Genomic DNA, 15,402 nt, shown 5'->3' on the forward strand with positions numbered 1-15,402 from the left:
TGCCGCCGCCCAACTCCCGGGGTCCGCCACGGTGCACGCGCACAACGCGGTGGCGGCCGCGCGGGCCGCCACCGGGTCACGCCCCGCGGGCGTCAGGAGGTGTGCGGGCAGTTGCCCCGGTACTCCTCGATCGTCAGGCTCGGCCGGGGCAGCGGGCACAGGAACTGCTCGTAGCGGGTGTCGTTGTCGATGAACCGCTTCAGCCACGCGATGCTGTACTTCGCGATCGTCGTGTTGGACGTGTTGGGCGCGAAGTGGGTGGCGTTGTTCAGCTCCAGGTAGGCCCGGTCGAGCGAGGACGGCAGGCTGGAGTAGAACGGCTCGGCGTGCGAGGCGACCGGGGCGATCGAGTCGCCGTCGGCCCCGACGATCAGCGTCGGGGTGCTGATCTCGGGCCAGGTCTTGTCGAGGTTCCACGGCGTCAGCGGCACCGCGGCCTGCAGCGAGGGGCGGGACTTGGCGGCCTCCAGGCTGCCGCCGCCGCCCATCGAGTGCCCCATGACCCCGAGCCGGCTGCTGTCGATCCGGCCGCGCACGGAGCTGCGCTCGGTGAGGTAGTCCAGCGCGGCGAGCAACTGGCGCCCCCGGGAGTCGGGTTGGTCGACGGTGGTGAGGGTGTCGATGGTGAAGACCACGAATCCCTGTGAGGCGAGGCGCGGGCCGAGCCAGGCGATGGAGGACTGCGTGCCGGTGTAGCCGGGGGAGACGGCGACCGCGCCGAAGGTGCCGTCGGCGGTGCTGGTCGGGTAGTAGATGGCGCCTCCGCCGAAGCCGGTGACGGCGAGCGAGGAGACGGTGGTCTCGGAGACGGCGTACGGGCCGCGCGCCGCCTCGATGCCGGCGGTGGTGGGGGCCGGACCGCGCTCGTAGGGGTTCTCCGCCGCGTGGGCGCCGGGGCCGCCGAGGGTGGTCAGTCCGACGACGGCGGCGATGGCGGCGGCCGCGCCGGCGAGCCTGCCGGCCCCGCGGCGCGCGGCACGGGTGGCCGGGCGCGGGCGTGCGGTGCTGCTGTGGGGGTGCTGCTGCACGACGAGTCGTCCTCTCAGGTGTGGCGGCGCCCCGGCCCGGCCCGGAGCACGGACGTATGACGTGACACGGGGAGCGTCCGTGCGCCGGCCGGCGAGTGCCGCCGATGAGCTGGGAGCGCCACTGTCGTCGGGAAACGGCCCCGCGCGGACCGGCGAAGTCACCGGTCTCGTCACCGCGTCGCAGCCGGCCGAGGAGCTTTGCACCCGACCGCCCGAATCGTCACGGGTTCTTCACAGATGTCGAACGCATCAGCGGGCGCGGTCGGAGCACTCGTAGTGACATCTCCTGGTCGAGGGGTCCGTCATGGTCTGGATCGCCGTACTGCTGCTGCCGTTCCTCAGCGTCCTGTTGCTGATCGTGGACCGCATCGAGGACCGTCTGTTCGAGGCCGCGCCCGAGAAGGGCCGGCACGCCGCTCCCAAGCGGCACCTGCGCCTGATCCGGGGCGAGGGCCCTCCCGGCGGGGAGACCGACCGGGAGGGGAGCGCCGCCGAGCCCGGCGAGGACCGGCCCCGAGCGGCCTGAGCCCCCTCCCGCCCCCGCCCCGCCCGCGGGCCCTCCCCCGCACCTCGTCCCCAACTCACCTTGAGGTCAAGGAACTTCGCGGGAACGACAACCGTTCCGACCAGGCGGGCCACGGTGGCACCACGGAGGGGGACGAGGCACATGACCGCACGGCGGAGCACCATCGGAGATGTCTTCAGCGCGGGCGCGCAGGAGTTCCACCGCTGGTCCCCCGCGCTGTGGGACCCGGTCGGCGCGGCCACGGCGGACACGGCCGGGCTCACACCCGGCGAGTCGGTTCTGGACGCCTGCTGCGGGGCGGGCGCGTCGGCCCTGCCGGCGGCGCGGACCGTCGGCCCGCGGGGCCGCGTCGACGCGGTGGATCTGGCCGGTGCCCTGCTGGAGATCGGCGAGCGCCGGGCCGGGGAGGAAGGGCTGGACAACCTCCGGTTCCACCGGCACGAGGTGAGCTCCTGGCCCGGCTCCGGGTACGACGTCGTCCAGTGCGCGCTCGGCGTGTTCTTCTTCCCGGACATGGACCGGGACACCACCGCGCTGACCCGGATGCTGCGTCCGGGCGGGCGGCTCGTGGTGACGGTCTGGGAGAAGGGCTCGCTCGGCGGCTGGGGAGCGGCGTTCAGGGCGGCGGTCGAGACGGAGCGGGCCTGGCCGGACTCCCCGCAGTCGCACCAGCTGGCCCGCATCGACACCCCCGACACCCTCGCGAGCTGGCTGGAACACCTGGGCGGCACCGAACCGCGCGTCGTCCAGCGCCGGTTCGACACCCCCTGACGCCCGACACGGCCTGGAACCTCGCCGTCGGCAGCGGGACTCGGGGCCTGCTGACCGGCCTCTCCCCCGCGGCGGTCGACCGCGTCCGCGCGCAGTTCACCACCAGGCTCACGGCGGCCGAGGTGACCGACCTGGACGTCCGCATCCTCACGGGCAGCGCGCGCTTCCCCGCCTGACCCGGAAGCCGTTGCCCGACCGTTCTCCGAGGTCGATGCCGGGGCGGGCGGGGGGCTCGGCCCGCAGCCCACCTCCACAGCCCCCCACGGGCGTCACACCCCCGGCTCGACCGTCCCCCCGCAGGCGTCACACCCCGACGCGGCCGCACCGTCGCGGCCCCCACGGCCGCACCGCCCGCACACCCCGCTGAGTTCCAGGGTGTGCTCCAGTTCCGTGAAGCCGGTGGTCTCCGCGAGTCGGGCCGCCCACTCCTCGACCGCCTCCGAGTCCACCGGCCGGCTCCGGCCGCAGCAGCGGCAGATGAGGTAGTGGCGGTGTTCCCCGGTCGGGCGCCGGAGGTACAACCGCTCGCCGCCCTCGTCCCGCACGACGTCGACGAGCCCGGCACGGTCGAGCTCCCTCAGGGTGCGGTACACGGTGGTGAGTCCCACCGTGCTGCCGGAGTCGGCCAGCAGCGCGTGCAGTTCCTGGGCGGAGACGAACTCCCCGCAGCGCCCCAGGGTGTCGAGCACGGCCCGCCGCTGACGCGTACTGCGCATCAGTCCCGGCCCGGAAGTCCGGCCGCCCGTAACCCCCTCCCCCGCTTCCTCCATCGCTGAACTCCTCGCTCGCACCGGCACACCGTCGGCCACCATGCTAAATGAACATGGTTTTCACCCGCTGTACGAACAGGCGACTGCCGGACAGCATCACGGGGCAGGCCCGCCCAAACCGTTGACGGAGGTGCGACCCCCACTTATCTTCTGACCGAATTCTTCTGACCGAAGTACCGAACTGTGTTCGAAATCACGGACATTACCCCGGCGGCCGCCGGTCACCGTCACCAGCGCCCTCCCCCCTCACCGTCACCGTCACCGCGACCGCCGTGACCCCCCCCCCGCCCAGGAGAACCTTGAGACGCATCGCCCTACGGCTCCTCGTGGCCGTCCTCGTCGCCCTCGCGGCCACCCTCGCCGGCCCCGGCACCACCGCCCACGCCGCCGTGCCGGACTCCCCCGCCGTCACCTACACCAACCCCATCGCGCAGCAGCGCGCCGACCCGCACATCCACAAACACACCGACGGCTACTACTACTTCACGGCGACCGTGCCCGCGTACGACCGCATCGTGCTGCGCCGCGCCACGACCCTCCAGGGCCTGTCCACGGCCCCCGAGACGACGATCTGGACCAAGCACACCAGCGGTGTCATGGGCGCGCACATCTGGGCGCCGGAGATCCACTTCATCGACGGCAAGTGGTACGTGTACTTCGCGGCCGGCGCCACGAACGACATCTGGGCGATCCGCATGTACGTCCTGGAGGGCACGGGCGCCAACCCGCTCACCGCCACCTGGACGGAGAAGGGGCAGATCAAGACCCAGTGGGAGAGCTTCTCCCTGGACGCCACGACCTTCGTGGTGAACGGCGTGCGCTACCTGGCCTGGGCACAGCGCGACCCGTCCGTGAACAACAACACGGACATCTACCTCGCGAAGATGGCCAACCCCTGGACGATCACCGGCACTCCGGTGATGCTGTCGCGGCCCACGTACTCCTGGGAGACCGTCGGCTACAAGGTCAACGAGGGGCCGGCGGTCATCCAGCGCGGCGGCAAGGTCTTCATGACCTACTCGGCCAGCGCCACCGACAGCAACTACTGCCTGGGCATGCTGACCGCTTCCGCGAGCGCCGACCTGCTCAACCAGGCGTCGTGGAGCAAGAGTTCCACCCCCGTCTTCGCCAGCAGCGCCGCCACCGGCCAGTACGGACCGGGCCACAACTCCTTCACCGTCTCCGAGGACGGAAAGAGCGACATCCTCGTCTACCACGACCGCGACTACAAGGACATCAGCGGCGACCCGCTCAACGACCCCAACCGCCGCACCCGCGTGCAGAAGCTGTACTGGAACGCCGACGGCACCCCGAACTTCGGCATCCCGGTGGCCGACGGCGTCACCCCGCAGCGGTTGTCGTCGTACAACTTCCCGGACCGGTTCGTCCGGCACTACGACTACCGCGCCCGGATCGACGCGAACGTCACCAAGCTCGCCGACTCCCAGTTCCGGGTCGTCCCCGGCCTGACCGGCAGCGGCACCGTCTCCCTGGAGTCGGCCAACTTCCCCGGCTACTACCTGCGGCACAAGAACTTCGAGGTGTGGCTGGAGAAGAACGACGGCACGGCGGCCTTCCGGGCCGACGCCACCTTCCACCGGCGCGCCGGCCTGGCAGACTCGGCGGGCGTGTCGTACGAGTCCTCCAACTACCCGGGGCGGTACATCCGTCACTACGAGTACCTGCTGTACGTGCAGACCCCCGGCACGGCCACGGACCGGGCGGACGCCACCTTCTACGCACAGTGACACCGAACTCCGGCACAACGGGTCATATGCGCTGATTGCGTCCGCCGGGATGGGGCACTCCGGCACTGTGCAGACACATGGGCAGCCACATGGGCAGACACAGCGGACACAACGGCGCGTACGACCGCAGCGGGTGCTGCTGACCGGATGGTTCAGCTTCCGGGACGGGGAAGCGACCGCCGGGGACGTCCTGGCGCTGCGCCGGGTGGAGGACGTCCTGCGAGGGACGGGCATCCCGTACGACGTCGCCTGGAGCCCGGGGTTCCTGCCGGAGGCCCTGCACCTGGACCGCGTGCGGCCCGGTGACTACTCGCACCTGGTGTTCGTGTGCGGTCCGCTGCACGGCCCGCAGGTCGAGGAGCTGCACCGGCGGTTCGCGCACTGTGTGCGGATCGCCGTCGGCACCTCGGTGATCGACCCGGACAGCCCGGCCGTGACCGGCTTCCACCGGGTGCTGCCGCGGGACGCGCCGGACAGCGAGCCGGTGGAGGACCTGGCGGCCCGCGCCCCGGCGGTACCCGCCCGGCCCGTGGTCGGGGTGATCCTCACGTACGGGCAGCAGGAGTACGGCGAGCAGCGGCGGCACGGGCAGGTCGCCGAGGAGGTGACGCGCTGGCTGGCCGGCAAGGACTGCGCCCGCCTGGAACTGGAGACCCGGCTGGACACGCACGACTGGCACCTGAGCGCGACGCCGGCGCAGCTGCAGTCGGTGCTGGCCCGGCTGGATCTGGTCGTCACCGACCGGCTGCACGGGCTGGTGCTCGCGCTGCGGGTCGGCACGCCGGTGCTGGCCGTCGACCCGGTCGAGGGCGGCGCGAAGGTGACCGCGCAGGCCCGGGCGTGCGGCTGGCCCGCGCTGGTGGCCGCCGAGCGGCTGGACGTGGCCCAGCTGGACCGCTGGTGGGACTGGTGCCTGACCGGCGGCCGGGTGACCGCCCGGCAGATCCGCGACGCCTTCCAGGAGGGCACGGCGCCGGACAGCGCGGACCGGCTGGTCGAGGCGCTGGCGCAGCGGACGGCCGGTTAGCACCCGGACCGCCCGGGGCACCCGGTGATCCGTGTCGGGCCGCCCCGGAAGGAGAGACAGTGTCCATCGGCCGACTCCCCGATGACGAGCAGCGCATCCTCGACGAGATGGAGCGGGCCCTGCGCCGCGACCGCCGCCTGGACCGGCAGCTGCGCACGCTCCGGCCGAGCCGACGGCCCGACCCGACGCGCGTCCTGATCCGCATCGCCGCCTACTCCCCCCGGCCACGGACCGTGGCAGCCCTGCTCGCGGTGTCGATCGGCCTCATGGTGGCCGGGATCGTCACCTCGGAGCCGGGGGTGATCTGGGCGTTCGCCGGTGTGTGGCCGCCGACGCTGTACGCGGCGTTCCGGCTGCTGTGCCGGTGGACGGAACGCTGAGCGTTCGCCCTCCCGCGGGCCCCGGCGGACCCGGCCCGCAGGAGGTGACGGCGGAAGGAGCGGCGCGTCCGGGGCCCGCGCCCGGACGTCCGCGGTTCAGCCGGTGTAGCGGCGCGCCTTGGACGCGCGCTGGGCGGGCTCCAGCAGCCGCAGGCGGGACTCGACCTCCGGCGGTACCACGCGGCGTTCGCGCAGCACCCACGGCAGGGCGGCGGCCGCCTCGGCGAAGGCACGCAGGGACGCCTGGTCGCGGGGGACCGTGCGGGCCAGCTCCAGGGTGCGGCGCAGCGCGGGGCCGGTGGGGCGGCGCAGCCAGGTGAACCACAGGGTGTTGCGGATGCCGTGCTGCCGTCGCAGCGTGGCGTCCCGCGCCGCTGACGGGCAGTGATGCACCGTCAGCTGATCGGCGTACGTCAGCCACCAGCCGTTCGCCGCGAGGTCCGCGGCGAGCAGCTCCTCCTCGCCGCCCAGCCACAGCCGCGGATGGAAGCCGCCGGCGGTGCGGAAGGCGTCGGTGCGCAGCACGGTCGCCGCAGCCAGGAAGGAGCCGAGCGCCGGGCCGGGCAGCCAGGCCGGCTGGGGGATGGGCGAGTCGCGCAGTTCCTTGACGATCGGGTCCTCGGTGCCGTCCGGTTCGACGACGATGCGCGCCGTGACCGAGGCGAGCGCGGGGTGCCGGTCCAGCAGGTCGGCGGCCCCGGCCAGGGAGCCGGGCGCCCACCAGGAGTCGTCGTCGCAGAAGGCGACGTACGGCGTGCGGACCGCGCGCACCGCCAGGTTGCGGCCGACGGCGCCGAGGTTGCGGCCGGGCCGCAGCAGCCGTACCTCCGGATGGTGCCGGGCGACGGCGGCGGAGGTGCCGTCCGTGGAGCCGTTGTCGGTGACGATCACCGGGGGTTTCTCGGGCAGTTCGGCCAGCCGGTCGAGGGTGCGCAGGATTTCGTCCCGCCGGTTGTGGGTGATGACGACCACGGTCGTGCGGGTGTCGGTCATGCGGTCGCTCCCTCCAGCAGGCGGGCGGCCCGTTCGACGTGCGGGGGCAGGGCCCTGCGTTCGCGCAGGGCGGCGGGCAGGCGGGTGAGCGTCTCGCGCAGGGCGCGCCGGGCCTGGCCGTCGTGCCGGGCCTCGGCCGCGAGGTCGCGGGTGCGGGCGAGCGCGTACGGCAGGGGGCGGCGCAGCCAGGCGGTGAGGAGTTCGTTGCGGCGCTGGACGGCGGGGCGGTCGGTGCGAAGCCCGGGCGCCGGGTGGTGGTGGGCGACCACGTCGGGGCAGTGTGTGACGCCCCAGCCGCGCGCGGCGAGGTCGTAGGCGAGCAGGGTCTCCTCGCCGCCGAAGAACAGCAGCCGGTGGAAGCCGCCCGCGTCGAGGAAGGCGCTGCGGCGGACGACGGAGGCGCACGCCAGGAAGCCGAGGACCTGGGTGCCGGGCAGGTCGGTGGCCGGGCCGAGGGGCGAGGCGACGAGCACGTCGTTGAGCGGGTCGGGTTCGGCGGCCGGGCCGACCAGGGTGCGGGCGGCGATCAGGCCGAGCCGGGGATGGGTGTCGAACAGGCGGCCCGCGGTGCTCAGCGCGCCGGGCGCCCACCAGGAGTCGTCGTCGCTGAACGCCACGCACGGGGTGCGCAGGGCGCGGGCGCCGTGGTTGCGGGCGAGGGCGCCGCGGTTGAACGGCAGCGCCAGGACGCGGACCCGGGGGAAGTCGCGGGCGACCATGGCGCGGGTGTCGTCGGTGGAGGCGTTGTCCGCGACGAGGATCTCCGGCCGCTCGGGCAGGGCGAGGAGATGGCGCAGGGTGACGGCCAGACGGTCGGAGCGGTTGCGGGTGGCGATGACGATGCCGACGGGAGTGCGGTCCGTGTGGTCCGTGCGCGGGGTGGTCATGTGCGGTCCCCCTTCACGGGCGCTCAGGTGTCCGGGAGGTCGTCGAGGGCGTTCAGTACGTCGTCGGTGGTGATGCGCAGCAGCGCCGGGTCCGGGCGGCGGCCGTGCGGGTCGCCCTCCGGGCCGTACCACAGGGCGCGGTGGCGGGGGTGCGCGGGCGGCCCCCAGCGGCTCGGGGCGACCGGGCCGAAGAGGGTGACGGAGCAGGTGGCGTGGGCGACCGCGAGGTGGGCGATGCCGGTGTCGCCGCTGACCACGGCGCGGGCCTCGGCGACGAGCGCGGAGAGCCGGTCGAAGGGCAGGCCGCCGCCGAACACGTCGGTGTCGGGCAGCCCGGCCCGCTTGGCGAGCCGGGCCACCAGATCGGCCTCGTCCGCTCCCCCGGTGACCACGACCCGCCGGCCGCGCTCGCGCAGGGCCGAGGCGACGGCCGCGTACCGCTCGACGGGCCAGCAGCGGGCGGGCGCGCCCGCGCCGGGGTGCAGGACGACGGCGTCGGGCGCCGGGGACGCCGTGGCCGGGCGGGGCAGGCGCAGGTCGTCCGGGTCGGCGTCGATGCCGTACGCCCGGAGCAGCCGGCACCAGCGGTCGCGCTCGTGCTCCTCGGCGTACCAGGGCGGGCCGTCGACCTGCGGGGTCTCGGGGTGCGCGAAGGCGAGGAGCTTCAGCGGGCGCAGGGCCATGAGGAGGCGGTGGCTGGGGGGCCCGTTGCCGTGCAGGTCGACCGCGATGGCCGGGGGCGGGCCGGTCCAGTCGAGGGTCCTGGGGACGGCCCGTCCGGGTGCGGAGGCGGGCAGCAGCCGGTCCACGGCCCCCGTCGCCGCCGCGACCGGCTCCAGCTCCGCGGGGGCGGCCAGCACCAGTTCGTGCTCCGGGAAGGCCCGGCGCAGGGCGCGCAGGGCGGGGACGCCGGCGAGCAGATCGCCGAGTCCCAGGGCACGCAGGACCAGGACGCGGGGCGCGCCCTGACGGCCCGTACCCGAGTCACCGTCCGAGTCGGCCGTCGGCGTCGCCTCGCCTCGCTCACCCATGTCAGCAGGGTGCCCCGCATCCGGCCCGGCCGCCGCCCCGGACGGGCCCATCGGGTGCCGCCCCTCCGCAGCGGCGACCCCGGGGCGCGGCCCGGCAGTCGCCCTCGGCCCACGGCCGAGACAGGGCCCGGCCCCGCTCACGGTCCGAACCACCGGGAGGCCCGTGAGCCACCCGGCCGCCGCGGCGGACCGGACCCCGGGGGAAGGCCGCTGCACGGCCCGGGGCCCGGGCGCGGGACACCACAGCTCCCCCGCCTCCGCCCCGGGCCGCCCTTCGGACCTGGCGGGGTTCCTCATCGCATCCCCTCCGCGGCCCGCTCCATCAGTGCCGTCGACGAGCGGCCGTCGAGGTACGGCAGCAGGACCGCCTGGCCGTTCCACTCCTGCAGCAGGGCGGCCTCGGGCAGGTCGGCGGCCGCGTAGTCGCCGCCCTTGACCCAGACGTCGGGGCGCAGGTCGGCCAGTAGGCGCTCGGGGGTGTCCTCGTCGAAGACGGCCACGGCGTCGACGCTGGCCAGCGCGCGCAGGACGCGGACGCGGTCGGCGAGCGGGTTGACCGGGCGGCCCGGGCCCTTGCGGCGCCGTACCGAGGCGTCGGAGTTGACGCAGACCACCAGGCAGTCGCCGAGTCGCCGGGCCGCCTGGAGGAGGCCGACGTGTCCGGCGTGCAGGAGGTCGAAGCAGCCGCCCGCCGCGACCACGGTGCCGCCGGCGGCGCGGACCCGCGCGGCCACGTCGAACGGGTCGTCCCCGTCCGGCAGCGGCTCCGGGGCGGCGTCCGCGCGGGGCACGGCGCCCGCGCCGCCCGCGCCGACGAAACCGGTCGCGGCGGCGACGGCGCCCTCGACGGCCTCGCCCACCAGCGCGCCGTCGGCGAGCAGCCCGGCCGCCGTCGCCGCGAACCGGTCCCCGGCCCCGCAGCTGTCGCCGGGGTGGGTGGCGGGGGCGGGCACGAGCAGCGGGTGTTCGCCGTACGACAGCAGGGCGCCGCGTGACCCGAGGGTCACCGCGACCGCGGCGGCCCGCCACTGCCGTACGAGCGCTGCGGCGCTGTGGGCGGCGGTGTACAGGTCGCGCCTCCGGGCGCCGTCCTGCGGGGCGAAGGCCAGGGCCTCCTTCTGCGCCGGGGTGACCAGGCGGGTGCCGGGGACCGGCGGGCCGCCCCGCGGGTGCGGGTCCCACACCAGGGGCGGGCGTTCGGCCAGGACGTCGCGCAGGGCGTCCACGGTGCCGCGTCCGTAGTCGGAGACCAGCACGGCCGGCGCGGCGCGGAGGGCCTCGCGGGCGGCCTCGGTGGCCTCGCGGGCCCGCCCGGCGCCCCGGTCCAAACGCACCACGGGCCGGTCCTGCGCCAGTACACGGGTCTTCTCGGACAGCGCTCCGGTCAGCGGCAGCGGGACCAGCCGCAGCCAGGGTTCCAGCAGCCGCCGCAGCTCCCGGCTGGCCGGGTCGTCGCCGACCCCGGCGACCAGGGTGACGTCGCGGCCGTCGCGCGCGGCGAGGTACGCGGCGAGCGCGGCGCCACCGGGCCGGGTCCGTTCCCCTAGGTCGTCGACGACCGGCACGGGCGCGTCGGGCGCGAGCCGCTCGGCGCGGCCGGTCAGGTCGCGGTCCAGCAGGGCGTCGCCGACCACGACCAGGGGTGCCTTGCCCCTCATGTCACCTCCTGCCGTCGATGCGCCCGGCCCCGCTCTCCAGCGCGGCGTCGAACGCCGCGCAGACCATGTGGACCGCGACGAGGTGCAGTTCCTGCACGGTGGCCGCCGTCGGGGCCTCCACGCACAGCGACTCGTCGCTGCCCGCCATCAGCGGGTTGGGGGCGGGCCCGGTCAGCGCCCACACGCGCACACCGGCCGCGCGGGCCGCGTCGGCGGCGGACAGCAGGTTGGCGCTGGCGCCGGACGTGGACAGCAGCATCAGCACGTCGCCGCGGCGGCCGTGGGCGCGGACCTGGCGGGCGAACACCTCGTCCACGCCGTAGTCGTTGGCGATGGCGGTGGTCGAGGAGGTGTCGGCGTGCAGGGCGATCGCGGAGAACGGCGGCCGGTCGTCGCGGTAGCGGCCGACGATCTCGGCGGTCAGGTGCTGGGCCTGGGCGGCGCTGCCGCCGTTGCCCGCGGCCAGCAGCCGGCCCCCGCCGCCGAGCACGGCAGCCAGATGCCGGCCCCAGCGTTCGGTGATGTGCGCCGAGGCGCGGAACGCGGCGAGCGCGTCCTGGAGTTCGTCGCAGTGCCCGGTGACGGGCGGGTGGACGGTCATCAGGCCACCTCCTTCGGCCGTTCGTGACCGGCGAGTACCTGGCGGTAGACCTGCTGCGCGCCGTCGGCGACGCGCCGCCAGGTGTAGTGGGCGAGGACGCGTTCACGGCCCGCGGTGCCGTAGTCGTGGCGCAGCCGGTCGTCGTCGAGCAGTTCGCGGACGGCGGCGACGACGGCCTCGGGGTCCTGCGGCGGGAGGAGCCGGCCCGTGATGCCGTCGGCGACGCTGTCGCGGTGGCCGCCGACGTCGGTGGCGACGACCGGCACACCGCACGCCATCGCCTCCAGCGGCACGATGCCGAACGGTTCGTACACGGGGGTGCACAGCACGAGGTCGGAGCTGCTCATCAGCGCGGGCATGTCGTTCGGGTCGACCGCGCCGAGCAGCCGGACCCGGTCGGTGACGCCGGTGCGCCGGACGAGCCGCCACAGCCGCTGGGCCTCCGGGTCGTGCTCGATCTCGCCGGCGGGCGGGCCGCCGGCGATGAGCAGTTCGGCGTCGGGGATTCCGGCGAGCGCCCGGACGGCCTGGTCGTAGCCCTTGCGGGGGACCAGCCGGCCGCAGGCCAGCAGCCGGTGCCGCTGCCTGCGGGGCGGCACGGACGGGCCCTGCGCCCCGGGGTGGAAGTGCTCGGCGTCCACCCCGCACGGCACCACCGACACCTGGCGCGCGGGCACGCCCATCTCGGCCAGCTCGTGCACCTCGTCGCTGCAGGTGGCCAGGACGCGTTCGCAGGTGCGGCCGATCTGCCGCTCGATGCCGATGCGTTCGAACGGGCTGGTGTCCCGTCGGCCCTGGTGGCGCCGCTTGACGGTGCCCAGGGCGTGGAACGTCTGCACGACGGGGACGCCGTGCGGGGCCGCGCCGATCTGGGAGGCCATGCCGGACATCCAGAAGTGGGCGTGCACGACGTCGGGCCGCCGGCGGCTCCAGGCCCGTGCCAGGTAGGCGCCGAAGCCGGGCATGTAGGGGAACAGCCCGTCCTTGGGCACGGGTTCGGACGGTCCGGCCGGGACGTGCTCGACGACGGCACCGCCGGGCAGCGGCACGCGGTCGGGCAGATCGGCGGAGTCGCGGCGGGTGTAGACCGTGACGTCGTGCCCGCGTTTGGCCAACTCCTCGGTGAGGCGGGCCACGTACACGTTCTGTCCGCCGGCGTCGACGCCGCCGAGCGCGGCGAGCGGGCTCGCGTGCTCGGACACCATGGCGATCCTCATCGGGCCACCTCCTTCAGCAGCCGCTCCCAGTCGTCCAGGAAGCGGGACAGCCCGTAGCGGGCGAGCGCTGCCGCACGCGCCCCTTCGCCGATCGTGCGGGCGTGCAGCGGGTCGGCGACGAAGTCCCGTACGGCATCGGCCAGTACGTCGATCCGGTTGGAGACCACTCCGGCGCCGGGCGGCACGGCCTCGGTGACCTCGGTGGTGGCGAGCGCGACGACGGGCATGCCGAGGTGCATCGCCTCCAGCAGGGACAGGCCGAGCGAGGTCCAGCGGACCGGGTGGACGTAGACGCGCCGACGCGCCATCGCGGCGTGCAGCTCGCGCTGCGCGAGGTCCTGCGTACGGCAGCGGTCGGGTGGCAGGCCGAGGTGGGCTGCGAGGCCGTCGGTGCGCATGCCGAAGACGTCGAGGGGCGCGGCGTCGGCGAAGGCCGGCAGCAGGTCGGTGCCGGTGGTACGGCCGCGCCGCACCGGCTCGTTGACGACGACGGCCGCGTGCGGCAGTTCGCCGGTCCACACCGGTCCGGGGTCGACGATGCCGTGCTCGATGACGGTCGTCGGCGTCGGACCGGCGTCCCACATCAGGCGGTTGAAGTGCGTGACGTGCACGAGGGTGGCGCCGGGGATGTCCCGGGCCGGGTGGCGGGTGTCGGGCACGTCACCGAGCGGGGCGTTGTGCTCCAGGTACACCAGCGGCGGACGGCGGCCCAGCCACTGGTCGACGAGGGCGAGTTCGTGCGGTCGTTGCAGCACGACGACGTCGATGTCCTCGTCGCGCAGCCGCTCCGGCGGCACCTCGACGACCGAGTCGGGCCAGTCGAACGTACGGGCCCGGCCGAGCCCGTCGGGGCCGCGGTCCGGGGTGACGGGGACGAGGTAGGTGTGCGGGCCCTGCACGAAGGCCGTGGTCCACGACCCGTGCACGTGCCAGAGCAGGATCCTCACGGCTCACCCCCGATGAGCTTCTCGACAGCGGCGACGACGTCGTGCGCGGTGACGGTGTCCAGGCACGGATGGCCGGGGACGGGACAGGTGCGGGCCCGGCTGCCCGCGCAGGGCGCGGTCTGGTCGCCGAGCAGCACGTACGGGACGCCGTACGGCCGCCAGCGCTCGGCCGGGACGACCGGCGCGAACAGCGACACCACGGGGGTGCCGACGGCGGCGGCCAGGTGCGCGGGGCCGGTGTTGCCGGTGACGACGGCGGCGGCGCCCGCGAGGACTCCCGCAAGCTCCGGGGCGCCGGCGCGGCCGCCGAGGTCGAGGCCGTGTTCCCCGGCGACGTACGAGGTCAGCACGCGCTCGCCTGCGCCGCCCGTGACGGCCACCCGGTGCCCGGCGGCGGCGAGTTCGCGCACGGCCGCCGCGCAGCGCTCGGGGCTCCAGGCGCGGGCCGGCACGCTGGCGCCGGGGTGCAGGACGACGTACGGGCCGCCACCGGTCAGCGCGCCGGTGTCGGGCGGCGGCAGGATCCGCAGCCGGGCGTCGTCGTCGGGCGGGAACCCGGCCGCTTCGGCGAGGTGGAGCGCTGCCTCCGCCTCGTGGGCGTGGGGGGCGCGGTGGTGCCGGACGTCCAGCAGCGAACCGGGGTAGTCCTCGCTGTCGGCGGCGATGAACCGCACGCCGGCCAGCCGCAGCAGCAGGGCGGTGGGCAGCGGAGACTGGTGGAAGGAGGTCAGGACGAGCGCGGTGTCGATCTCCAGGGCGCCGAGGGTGTCGACGAGGTGCTCGATCTCCTTGCGGTCGGCCGGTGGCGGCTGGAATCCGGCCCACGGGGCGTCCCAGACCAGGACCTCGTCGACGCCGGGCAGCAGGCGGGCGGCGGGGGCGCCGCGCGGCCCGCACAGCAGGGTGACGGTGTCGGCCCGGGCGGCGACGGCGCGGATCGCGGGTCCGGCGAGCAGGACGTCGCCGAAGTTGTCGAGGCGGGTGACGAGTGCCTTCACGCGCGCCTCCCCCGTACGGGGCCGGTGGTGTACGCCTGTCGGATGGGCGTCTCGTCGGCCAGGACGTGGCCCCGCGGCGGCCCGTTCAGCACGGCGCGGACGGCGGTCAGCAGGTCCGGAGCGACGTGGTCGGCGTGCGCGGTCTCCTCGGGGCGGGTCGCGTCGTTGGGGACGAGGATGCCATGCGCGCCGGCCCGGCGGGCGGCCTCGACGTCGGCACCGATGTCGCCGATCACGACGACGTCGGCGGGGTCGGTGCAGATCCGTCCGGCCGCCCACAGGATCATGCCGGGCCGCGGCTTGCGGCAGTGGCAGCCGTCGTCCGGGCCGTGCGGGCAGACGGCGAACACGTCGAAGGGGCCGAGGAGTTCGTCGACGCGGCGGTTGACGCGGCGCACGTCGGCGTCGGTGAGCAGGCCACGCGCCACACCGGACTGGTTGGTGACGACACCCGTGCGGACGCCGCGCTCGCGCAGCATGCCGAGCGCCTCGCGGGCGCCTTCGACGGGGCGTACGAGGTCGGGGTCGGCGTTGTAGGGGACGTCGTGCACGAGGGTGCCGTCACGGTCGAAGAACACGGCCTTGACCTCGCTCATCGGACCACCTCCTGCCAGGCGGGGGCATGGCGGTGGCGCCAGGCCCCGGCCAGCCGGTGCCATGTCGCGGCGGGCGGGATGAGCACGCTGGTCGCGAGCATGGTGGTCACCTCGTAGCGGGTGCGCGGGCCCGGCGCGATCCGGGTCCAGGCGAACTCGCCGGTCCCGGCGGCCCAGGCGAGCGCGCAGGCCGCCGCCGCCCGGCGGCGCCCGGCGGCGGTGAG

The 15,402-nt window shown here is 75.2% G+C and carries 16 protein-coding genes and 1 pseudogene; 5 read left to right on the forward strand and 12 right to left on the reverse strand.

Features of this window, described 5'->3' with window-relative positions; genetic code table 11:
* Positions 1–92: 92 nt before the first annotated feature.
* On the reverse strand, positions 93–1,028 hold the full coding sequence (gene bdeA, locus ACFPZJ_RS20295) for a bis(hydroxyethyl) terephthalate hydrolase (protein WP_381023365.1): 936 nt from the start codon (positions 1,026–1,028) through the stop codon (positions 93–95).
* 304 nt (positions 1,029–1,332) lie between these two features.
* Between bdeA and ACFPZJ_RS20300 the strand changes: the two genes are divergently transcribed.
* The gene (locus ACFPZJ_RS20300; RefSeq protein WP_381023368.1) at positions 1,333–1,554 is read left to right on the forward strand and encodes a hypothetical protein; all 222 of its coding nucleotides are present in this window, start codon (positions 1,333–1,335) and stop codon (positions 1,552–1,554) included.
* 141 nt (positions 1,555–1,695) lie between these two features.
* Positions 1,696–2,325, forward strand: coding sequence for a class I SAM-dependent methyltransferase (locus ACFPZJ_RS20305; RefSeq protein WP_381023371.1), 630 nt, complete (start codon positions 1,696–1,698; stop codon positions 2,323–2,325).
* Positions 2,326–2,594: 269 nt separating this feature from the next.
* On the opposite strand, the gene ACFPZJ_RS20310 is transcribed toward ACFPZJ_RS20305, so the two are convergent.
* Positions 2,595–3,041 carry a Fur family transcriptional regulator gene (locus ACFPZJ_RS20310; protein ID WP_381023374.1) on the reverse strand — a complete coding sequence of 149 codons (447 nt, stop codon included), beginning with the start codon at positions 3,039–3,041 and terminating at the stop codon, positions 2,595–2,597.
* A gap of 353 nt (positions 3,042–3,394) precedes the next feature.
* Here ACFPZJ_RS20310 and ACFPZJ_RS20315 point away from each other — a divergent pair, with 353 nt between their 5' ends.
* The 3 genes from ACFPZJ_RS20315 (at position 3,395) to ACFPZJ_RS20325 (ending at position 6,250) form a co-directional block, all read left to right on the forward strand.
* Entirely contained in the window at positions 3,395–4,843 is a 1,449-nt protein-coding gene (locus ACFPZJ_RS20315; protein ID WP_381023377.1) for a family 43 glycosylhydrolase, read from the forward strand.
* A gap of 139 nt (positions 4,844–4,982) precedes the next feature.
* Positions 4,983–5,870: a polysaccharide pyruvyl transferase family protein gene (locus ACFPZJ_RS20320; RefSeq protein WP_381023484.1), complete on the forward strand. Its 888-nt coding sequence runs from the start codon at positions 4,983–4,985 to the stop codon at positions 5,868–5,870.
* Positions 5,871–5,929: 59 nt separating this feature from the next.
* Positions 5,930–6,250, forward strand: coding sequence for a hypothetical protein (locus ACFPZJ_RS20325; RefSeq protein ID WP_381023380.1), 321 nt, complete (start codon positions 5,930–5,932; stop codon positions 6,248–6,250).
* A gap of 96 nt (positions 6,251–6,346) precedes the next feature.
* Here the strand turns inward: ACFPZJ_RS20325 and ACFPZJ_RS20330 are convergent, their stop codons facing one another.
* The 10 genes and pseudogenes from ACFPZJ_RS20330 to ACFPZJ_RS20375 form a co-directional block, all read right to left on the reverse strand.
* A complete protein-coding gene (locus ACFPZJ_RS20330; RefSeq protein WP_381023382.1) occupies positions 6,347–7,243 on the reverse strand; it encodes a glycosyltransferase family 2 protein in 897 nt (298 codons plus the stop codon).
* Positions 7,240–8,130 (reverse strand): glycosyltransferase family 2 protein, encoded by an 891-nt coding sequence (locus ACFPZJ_RS20335; RefSeq protein ID WP_381023385.1) that lies wholly within the window; start codon positions 8,128–8,130, stop codon positions 7,240–7,242. Before ACFPZJ_RS20335 ends, ACFPZJ_RS20330 begins: the two co-directional genes overlap by 4 nt.
* 23 nt (positions 8,131–8,153) lie before the next feature.
* Positions 8,154–9,161, reverse strand: coding sequence for a glycosyltransferase family 9 protein (locus ACFPZJ_RS20340; RefSeq protein WP_381023386.1), 1,008 nt, complete (start codon positions 9,159–9,161; stop codon positions 8,154–8,156).
* A gap of 293 nt (positions 9,162–9,454) precedes the next feature.
* The gene (gene rfaE2, locus ACFPZJ_RS20345; protein WP_381023389.1) at positions 9,455–10,819 is read right to left on the reverse strand and encodes a D-glycero-beta-D-manno-heptose 1-phosphate adenylyltransferase; all 1,365 of its coding nucleotides are present in this window, start codon (positions 10,817–10,819) and stop codon (positions 9,455–9,457) included.
* 1 nt (position 10,820) lies between these two features.
* Complete coding sequence (locus ACFPZJ_RS20350; protein ID WP_381023392.1) at positions 10,821–11,420, reverse strand: D-sedoheptulose-7-phosphate isomerase; 600 nt, start codon at positions 11,418–11,420, stop codon at positions 10,821–10,823.
* Positions 11,420–12,637 (reverse strand): glycosyltransferase, encoded by a 1,218-nt coding sequence (locus ACFPZJ_RS20355; protein WP_381023395.1) that lies wholly within the window; start codon positions 12,635–12,637, stop codon positions 11,420–11,422. Before ACFPZJ_RS20355 ends, ACFPZJ_RS20350 begins: the two co-directional genes overlap by 1 nt.
* Entirely contained in the window at positions 12,634–13,584 is a 951-nt protein-coding gene (locus ACFPZJ_RS20360; protein WP_381023398.1) for a glycosyltransferase, read from the reverse strand. The genes ACFPZJ_RS20355 and ACFPZJ_RS20360 overlap by 4 nt, the downstream gene beginning before the upstream one ends.
* On the reverse strand, positions 13,581–14,582 hold the full coding sequence (locus ACFPZJ_RS20365; RefSeq protein ID WP_381023401.1) for a glycosyltransferase family 9 protein: 1,002 nt from the start codon (positions 14,580–14,582) through the stop codon (positions 13,581–13,583). Before ACFPZJ_RS20365 ends, ACFPZJ_RS20360 begins: the two co-directional genes overlap by 4 nt.
* A complete protein-coding gene (locus tag ACFPZJ_RS20370; protein ID WP_381023403.1) occupies positions 14,579–15,178 on the reverse strand; it encodes a D-glycero-alpha-D-manno-heptose-1,7-bisphosphate 7-phosphatase in 600 nt (199 codons plus the stop codon). The genes ACFPZJ_RS20365 and ACFPZJ_RS20370 overlap by 4 nt, the downstream gene beginning before the upstream one ends.
* A pseudogene (locus ACFPZJ_RS20375) lies at positions 15,175–15,402 on the reverse strand (transferase); the annotation flags it as partial. The gene ACFPZJ_RS20370 and the pseudogene ACFPZJ_RS20375, both read right to left, overlap by 4 nt.

This window comes from Streptomyces bullii (assembly GCF_042657145.1).
GTDB lineage: Bacteria > Actinomycetota > Actinomycetes > Streptomycetales > Streptomycetaceae > Streptomyces > Streptomyces bullii.

Coding starts and splice junctions, on each gene's coding strand:
- ACFPZJ_RS20300 (WP_381023368.1), top strand. CDS start 1,333: ATGGTCTGGATCGCCGTACTGCTGCTGCCGTTCCTCAGCGTCCTGTTG.
- ACFPZJ_RS20305 (WP_381023371.1), top strand. CDS start 1,696: ATGACCGCACGGCGGAGCACCATCGGAGATGTCTTCAGCGCGGGCGCG.
- ACFPZJ_RS20310 (WP_381023374.1), bottom strand. CDS start 3,041: ATGCGCAGTACGCGTCAGCGGCGGGCCGTGCTCGACACCCTGGGGCGC.
- ACFPZJ_RS20330 (WP_381023382.1), bottom strand. CDS start 7,243: ATGACCGACACCCGCACGACCGTGGTCGTCATCACCCACAACCGGCGG.
- ACFPZJ_RS20335 (WP_381023385.1), bottom strand. CDS start 8,130: ATGACCACCCCGCGCACGGACCACACGGACCGCACTCCCGTCGGCATC.
- ACFPZJ_RS20340 (WP_381023386.1), bottom strand. CDS start 9,161: ATGGGTGAGCGAGGCGAGGCGACGCCGACGGCCGACTCGGACGGTGAC.
- rfaE2 (WP_381023389.1), bottom strand. CDS start 10,819: ATGAGGGGCAAGGCACCCCTGGTCGTGGTCGGCGACGCCCTGCTGGAC.
- ACFPZJ_RS20350 (WP_381023392.1), bottom strand. CDS start 11,420: ATGACCGTCCACCCGCCCGTCACCGGGCACTGCGACGAACTCCAGGAC.
- ACFPZJ_RS20355 (WP_381023395.1), bottom strand. CDS start 12,637: ATGAGGATCGCCATGGTGTCCGAGCACGCGAGCCCGCTCGCCGCGCTC.
- ACFPZJ_RS20370 (WP_381023403.1), bottom strand. CDS start 15,178: ATGAGCGAGGTCAAGGCCGTGTTCTTCGACCGTGACGGCACCCTCGTG.